Annotated in this window: 6 protein-coding genes; 2 read left to right on the plus strand and 4 right to left on the minus strand. The window is 66.6% G+C overall.

The window, feature by feature from the left end; translation table 11 throughout:
- Positions 1-275, minus strand: a 275-nt coding sequence (locus tag ACRDUX_RS03070) for a TolB-like translocation protein (protein WP_526410905.1), incomplete at its 3' end; no start/stop codon positions are given.
- Positions 276-320: 45 nt separating this feature from the next.
- Here ACRDUX_RS03070 and ACRDUX_RS03075 point away from each other — a divergent pair.
- On the plus strand, positions 321-1,070 hold the full coding sequence (locus tag ACRDUX_RS03075; RefSeq protein WP_526410907.1) for a helix-turn-helix domain-containing protein: 750 nt from the start codon (positions 321-323) through the stop codon (positions 1,068-1,070).
- On the opposite strand, the gene ACRDUX_RS03080 is transcribed toward ACRDUX_RS03075, so the two are convergent.
- Positions 1,059-3,302 carry a S9 family peptidase gene (locus ACRDUX_RS03080; RefSeq protein WP_526410915.1) on the minus strand — a complete coding sequence of 748 codons (2,244 nt, stop codon included), beginning with the start codon at positions 3,300-3,302 and terminating at the stop codon, positions 1,059-1,061. The genes ACRDUX_RS03075 and ACRDUX_RS03080 overlap by 12 nt on opposite strands.
- 238 nt (positions 3,303-3,540) lie before the next feature.
- On the opposite strand from ACRDUX_RS03080, the gene ACRDUX_RS03085 reads away from it, so the two are divergent.
- On the plus strand, positions 3,541-4,863 hold the full coding sequence (locus ACRDUX_RS03085) for an alpha/beta hydrolase family protein (protein ID WP_526410909.1): 1,323 nt from the start codon (positions 3,541-3,543) through the stop codon (positions 4,861-4,863).
- 236 nt (positions 4,864-5,099) lie between these two features.
- On the opposite strand, the gene ACRDUX_RS03090 is transcribed toward ACRDUX_RS03085, so the two are convergent.
- Together ACRDUX_RS03090 and ACRDUX_RS03095 are read right to left on the minus strand one after the other, a co-directional pair.
- On the minus strand, positions 5,100-6,080 hold the full coding sequence (locus ACRDUX_RS03090) for a zinc-dependent alcohol dehydrogenase family protein (RefSeq protein WP_526410911.1): 981 nt from the start codon (positions 6,078-6,080) through the stop codon (positions 5,100-5,102).
- 38 nt (positions 6,081-6,118) lie between these two features.
- Positions 6,119-6,426: amidohydrolase family protein (locus tag ACRDUX_RS03095; RefSeq protein WP_526410913.1), on the minus strand; the 308-nt coding region annotated here is incomplete at its 5' end.

A 6,426-nucleotide genomic window follows, 5' to 3' on the forward strand; every position in this document is an offset into this window, starting at 1 on the left:
CGGTAGATGTGCCAGTTCTCGTCGCCGTTGTCGTCCTGGGTGTACAGCAGCCACCGTGGATCGTCGGTCCAGTGATAGCTGAGCACGCTGCGGGTCTCGTCGGCGGTGACGCACCGCGCGTCGCCGTCATCGTCGACGCTGTGTACCCAGACGTTGAGGCGGTTCCGCCACGGTGCGAGGTAGGCGATCCTGGTGCCGTCCGGCGAGATCGTGGCCGCCGCCCGGGTGGGCGACTTGAACAGGTCGTCGACGGAGATGTGTTCACTCGGGGTCATGCCTCCAGCAGACACTCGGACGCTGCGGCACAGTCAAGTCCTGCGATGAATCAGAATGGAACAGTGGCGTGGAGCACCCGTGAACTGTCCGAACTCGCAGGGACCAGCCTGAGGGCGGTACGGCACTACCACCAGGTGGGCCTGCTCGCCGAACCCGAACGTCGTTCCAACGGCTACAAGCAGTACGGCGTCGCCCACCTCGTCCGGTTGGTGCGAATCAAACGGCTCACCGATCTTGGGTTCTCACTTCCCCAAATCGCCGCCATGGGTGACACCGACGACCATCCGGAAGAGGCGCTGCGCGACCTCGACGCCGAACTCGCTGCCACCATCGAACGGCTGCAGGCGGCGCGCGTCGAGCTGGCCGTCATCTTGGAGCACTCCGCGCCGACCGACCTGCCGCCGGCCTTCGTCCCCCCGGACACCGTGGCCAAACTGTCCGACGCCGACCGCTCCCTCGTCGTCGTCCTGACCCGCGTGCTGGGGCCGCGTGGCCTGCAGGTCTACGCCGATCTTCTGACGAATGCTCCCGACGAACCCTCGGTTTCCGACTTCGACGACCTGCCGGCCGACGCCGATGAGACCACTCGGCAGGACATCGCCGAACGCATCGTCCCCTACATTCGGGCCGTGTATGCGGCGCACCCCGGTCTTCTCGAGTCTCGAACGGACGCCCCGGGAGGAGCACGCTTCGCCCAAAAGACCATCGATGACGCGGTGGCGGAGCTGTACAACAAGGCGCAACTCGACGTCCTTCGGCGCGCCCATCTGATCCTGCGCGACTCAGCCCGCTAGAGCGGGCAACGGCAGCGGCGCAAGGCGGTAGCGAGGCGGTTCGGTGCCGTGCAGGTGACGCACGAAGTAGTCCCAGGTGCGACGGAGGAAGTAATGCTGACGCCCGATCAGGGCGTGTTCGGCTCCGGGGATCAGGAGCATGTCGAAGTCCTTGTCCGCCTTGATGAGTGCATCGACCAGGCGCAGCGTCTGGTAGTGGTGCGCATTGTCGTCGAGCTCCCCGTGAATGAGCAGTAGTTTGCCCTGCAGATTGGCGGCCAGGGTCGCGTTGGAGATGGCGCGCTTCCCCTCGTCGCTGACGTCGCCGTGATAGTGCTCGGCCCACATGGCGAGATTCACTCCGTTGTCGTGATTGCCCGACACCGCGACGGCGACGCCGTACAACTCTGGGTACATCAGCAGCGCGCGGGCGGCGGCGAAGGCGCCTGCGGATTGGCCGGTGATCCCGACCCGCCCGGTATCAAGCCAGGGATACCGGTGGCCCAGTTCGCGGATCGCGGCGACGTGGTCATCGAGGGCGCCGCCATTTCCGAGGTCGCCGTAGGAGTGGTCGTGAAAGGCCTTGCTACGACCGGCACTACCGCGCCCGTCGATTGCGACGACGGCGAATCCGAGCGCGGCGTACGCCTCCGGCTCGCCGTAGTGCGGCTCGTTGAACGACGGGCCTGCCCGGTAGATCTGCGGCCCTGGGTAGATGTGCTCGATCACCGGGTAGCTCTTCTGGGGGTCGAAGCCATGCGGTCGCCACAGCAGGCCGTAGATCGGGGTCTTGCCGTCGGCGGCGGTCGCACGGAACCGCTCCGGCGGACTCCAGCCGAGAGCTTCCAGCTCTTCGGTACCGGGGGATTCGAGTTCGACGAGAACCTTTCCGTCGCCGTCCAGTACGACCGAACGCGGCGGTCGGCTCGACGTGGAGGCCCGGTCGACGAGGTAGCCGCCCTCGGGTGGACTCACGGCGTCGTGGTCGAGGCCGTCGTCGGTCAGTCGGGTGAATCCGGTGCCGTCCAGGCCGATTCGGCAGATCTGACGGATGTAGGGGTCCTGCTCGGCGAGCCCGCCTGCGGCGAACCACACCTGGCGACGTTCCTCGTCGACCCACAGCACGTTGCGGACCAGCCACTGTCCGGTGGTGACCTGCGAGACCTGTTGCCCGTCCGGCGAATACAGGTAGAGGTGTCCCCACCCGTCACGCTGCGACCACCACAGAATCTCGCCGGACTCGAGCACCTTGGTCATCGTCGGCTCGCCCAGCTGCGGGGTCGGGTCGACGCGGGTTTCGCCGGTCTCGCTGATCAGCGTGGTGACCGCGCCGGTCGTCGGGTCTAGACGGCGTAGCTCGAGCGTGCGGGCATCTCGGGACTGATGCAGGAAGTGGACGGTGTACTCCCCCGTCGCTTCGCTCACCCCGGCCTCGCCCGACCTGCCCGACTTGCCCGACTTGCCCGACCACCACGCATACACCAGGGCGGTCGGGTGTGTGATGACGGTGGGCTCGCCGTCCTGACGGACCACGGTGCGGTCGATCACGTTCAGAACGTTCCACGACATCGTCACCTGCGCCTCCTCCCCGGGCATCGGGTAACGCGTGCGGTGCTCCACCGGGCGGCCGCCGTCCTGCGGTGCGGATTCGATGAGAACCAGTTCGGGCAAGTCACGTTGGTCGAGGCGCTGCACCAGGAGGCGGGTCGAGTCCGGTGACCACGAGACCAGGAACAGCGGCGGCAGACCGAGCACCCGCATCAGCGCCCGCGCCCCCGTCGCGTCGGGCAGGCCGCCGTAGTCGAACTGCGGCTCGGCGTCGTCGGTGAGCGCGAATTCCTGCTCGCCGTCGCGTGAATGGACCCAAATGTTGCCGTCCCGCCGAAACGCCACCCACGACTTGTCCGGCGAGATCACCTCACCGGGCACGACCCGCTCGCTATCGTCTACCCGGACGCACGTGCCTGCGTCGTCTGACCACTCCCACCGCGACTCGAACGCGGTGAACCGCACCGCGTCGTCGATCTCGACCGCAGTGACCGGTAGATCGTCCGCGGTTGCTGCATGGCCGGAGGCTACGGACAGTGCGGCGGCCAACCGGCCGTGATCGAACGCGTCGCGGCGGCTACCGTCAGCGGGATCCACGATCACGAAGCGCGTCCCGACCTGGTACCAGAAGCGTTGGCCGTCGGAGAGCCAGTTCGGTTGCACCGAACTGCCGGGCACCCGCCGTGCCCGGTACGGGGCGAGCATCTGCTCGGCACGCGCATAGTCGGCATCGGTCACGTGGGTTCTGTCGTCTGGCGTCACGCTTCGAATGGAACACCCGGACGTAGGGTCATAGTCAACTCCGCGATAGCACGAGCAATGATCGGAACCTGTCAGCGCGCTCGCCACGAGATCAGCAAGCTCGGTCGACGGCCGTGTTGGCGGTTCACTGATCCAGCTCTCGTCGGTAGGCGAGAATACCTGAGAAGCAAAGAGGTTCGCGATGGAGCGTGATGCTGCCACGACTGGCAAGAAGGTGATGCAGCTGCTGCAGGCGGGTCGATTCGCCGAAGTGTGCGAGCTGCTCGTCCCGGCGCTACGCGACCTGGTCTCGGCAGACGCATTGCGGGGCCCCTGGCAGGGATTGATCGCGGCGCAGGGGCCGATCGCTCTGGTCGGTACGCCATCGAGTGAGTCCACCGGCCCGAACACGACAATCGTGAAGATTCCCGTGACGTGTGAACGCGGCGCATTCGCCGTGGTCATGGCGATCGACAACGCGGGCAGTCTGGGCAGTCTGCAGTTCGCGCCGCCGGAGGCGGCCGAGCCGGTGCAACCCTGGCAACCGCCGCCCTACGTGGATCCGGCCAGCTTCACCGACGACGAAGTCACGGTCGACTGCGAGGCGTTGGCGACGCCGGGCACGCTGAGCCTGCCGAAGTCGCCGCGACCACTGCCGGCCGTCGTCCTGCTCGCTGGCTCCGGACCGGCTGACCGGGACGCGACCATGGGGCGCAACAAGATCTTCAAGGACATCGCGTGGGGCCTGGCAAGCCGGGGAATCGCGGTGCTGCGCTTCGACAAGGTCACCTACACCCACCGTGACACGCTGGCCACCGTCACCGATTTCACCGTGATCGACGAGTACGTGCGGCCCGCGGTCGCGGCGGTTCGGCTCCTGCGCGAACATCCATTGGTCGATGCCACGCGAGTGTTCGTGCTCGGTCACAGCCAGGGTGGCACCGTGGCCCCGCGTATCGCTGCCGCGGAACCGACCGTCGCCGGGCTGATCGTGCTGGCTGGCTCCACACAGTCGCTGCACCACACACTCGCACGCCAGTTTCGTTACCTCGCGGCCCTTCGCGAGCCCGAGGCGGACGTCACCGCAGATCCGGCCATCCAATCGATCACCAGGCAAGCAGCGCTGATCGACAGCCCCGCCTTCTCCCCGTCCACACCAGCCCACCTGTTACCACTCGGCATCCCCGCCCCTTACTGGTTGGATTTACGCGGCTACGACCCGGTGGCGGTGGCCGCGAAACTGGACAAGCCGATGCTCATCGTCCAAGGCGGCCGGGACTACCAGGTCACCGTCGCCGACGATCTCGTCCGCTGGCAGACCGGCCTGGCCCAACACCCCGGCGTCACCATCCGCATCTACGACGCGGACAACCACCTGTTCTTCTCCGGCTCCGGACCGTCCACACCCGCCGAATACGAACCAGCACAACACGTCGATGAGGCCGTCGTCACCGACATCGCCCACTGGCTTACCAACCACGGCGGACATGACCCGCGGCCCCCGACAGCGCCGACCAGCAGTTGATACCCCTTCAACGACTCGACTTCGCCGAAAACCTGACGATCCACGGGTTTTGACAATTGCTCCGACGGCACCCCCTGAATGCAGGGGGTGAATGCGTGAGCTGGACATGCCAATTGCCGTGTCGCCGAGCCCCTGTTCTACGCTCGAATGACGTGATGAGCACGTCCCACGTCGATGCGATACCGCCCCACCCATCGGTGGACGGGACGATCTTCATGCCCGCGCTGGCCCCTGGGTCAGACGGTGACGACGACCTTTCCGACCTGCTGGCCGTTCTCGAGGTAGTGGTGCGCGGCGACGATGTCGTCGAGTGTGAACACCTTGGCGATGGGGGGATTCAGCACGCCGTTGCGCAGGCCCGCGGTGAGGAATGCCGAGATACGTTGCACCACAGTGCTGTCCAGGGTGTGCTCGAAGCTCATGTAGCCGAAGATGGTCAGGGGCCAGTTCATCGGGAACGGCGCGGGCCGGGCGTCCATCCAGCCCACGGTGACCAGGGTGCCGCCGAATTTGGCTGACTTGGCCAGATCGCTCAGTCCGGGGCCCATGACGGAGTCGAGGATGACGTCCGCACCAGTTCCATTGGTGTGCTGGTGGGCGGCTTCGATCACGTCGTCCTGGTCGGTGGCGATGACCGCGGCTGCACCGGATGCCAGCAGATCGTTCTTCTTGGCGGTGTGCCGGGTGACCGCGATGGGGATGGCACCGATCTGGTTGGCGATCTGAATCGCGGCCAGACCGACGGCGCCGGAGGCTGCAGTGATCAGGACGTGATCGCCGGGTCGCGTCTTGGCTTTCTCGATGAGAGCGCCATAGGCGGTGGAATAGGCCACCCACAGCGCCGCGGCGCGGGTGGGGTCCAACCCGCGCGGCCGGGTGACGACCGCACTGGCCGGCACCGTGGTGTATTCGGCGTAGGTGCCGTTGACGTCCATTTCGGGCACCGCGGTGATGATGACCGCGTCACCGATTCCGAACCCGTCGACACCGGAGCCCACGGCGTCGATGGTGCCGGTCCCCTCACAGCCCAGGCGGGCGTGCGGCAATCGGACGGGCCCGGGGTAGGCGCCGCTGCGCATCAACTGGTCGAGTTGGTTGACGCCGACCGCCTCGATCTTGACTCGCACCTCTCCGGCGGCAGGCTCGGTGACGGGTTCATCGACGACGTGCAGGACTTCGGGTCCGCCGGTCTGGTCGAATACAACGATTCGTGGCATGGGGATGACTCCTTCTACTCGGTCGGTTGTGCTGTGGGTCAAGGTGATTGGATCGGTGGGTCGTCCCGACGCTCGTCAACCGCGCGCAGCCCCAGTAGTCGCTCGGCGTTCAGATGCGCGAACTTCGCCTTGTCCTGCGGGCTGAGCGGCGCGGCGTCCACGAACTCCCGCGCCCCGCCATTCCCGCCGAATTGGGCGCCGTAGGGGTCGTCCTGGCCGAACATCACGCGATCCGGGCCGAGTACCTCAAGCGCCTGGGTCAGCATGCGGTTACTGAAGATGCCGCCCGCGGTGACGTTGAGGTTGGCCGTGACGTAGTCGAGGATGCGGCGTTCGAGGTGTGGAG

Source organism: Mycobacterium sp. (genome assembly GCF_050701675.1).
In the GTDB taxonomy this organism is placed as follows: Bacteria; Actinomycetota; Actinomycetes; order Mycobacteriales; family Mycobacteriaceae; genus Mycobacterium.

Coding starts and splice junctions, on each gene's coding strand:
- ACRDUX_RS03075 (WP_526410907.1), top strand. CDS start 321: ATGAATCAGAATGGAACAGTGGCGTGGAGCACCCGTGAACTGTCCGAA.
- ACRDUX_RS03080 (WP_526410915.1), bottom strand. CDS start 3,302: ATGCTCGCCCCGTACCGGGCACGGCGGGTGCCCGGCAGTTCGGTGCAA.
- ACRDUX_RS03085 (WP_526410909.1), top strand. CDS start 3,541: ATGGAGCGTGATGCTGCCACGACTGGCAAGAAGGTGATGCAGCTGCTG.
- ACRDUX_RS03090 (WP_526410911.1), bottom strand. CDS start 6,080: ATGCCACGAATCGTTGTATTCGACCAGACCGGCGGACCCGAAGTCCTG.